The sequence below is a fragment of the uncultured Duncaniella sp. genome, assembly GCF_910578445.1.
In the GTDB taxonomy this organism is placed as follows: domain Bacteria; phylum Bacteroidota; class Bacteroidia; order Bacteroidales; family Muribaculaceae; genus Duncaniella.
Window position 1 is genome coordinate 1 of the sequence record NZ_CAJTQC010000055.1, and the last position, 256, is coordinate 256.

General features: G+C 50.4%; 1 pseudogene (cut by a window edge). It reads left to right on the forward strand.

The annotated features are described in order from the left end of the window. A pseudogene (locus QZ311_RS12150) lies at positions 1 to 256 on the forward strand (transposase) (its annotated part continues 13 nt past the right edge of the window); the annotation flags it as partial.

Below are 256 nucleotides of genomic sequence, written 5' to 3' on the forward strand. Positions count from 1 at the left end.
CACTCAAATACTTCTATGGCGAGAGCGCCAATGCCATCAAGATCCAGATCTGGATCACACTAATCGCCAATCTACTGCTGATGGTGATGCAGAAGGGGCTGAAACGCCAGTGGAGCTTCTCCGGGCTGGCAACAATGGTCAGAATTACCCTGATGTACTACGTTGACTTCAACAGTCTGTTTAACAACCCGGAAAAAGAGTGGGAAATCATCCTTTCCGAGGCCTCCGGAGCGCCTCCCGAACCGTCATTGTTTGA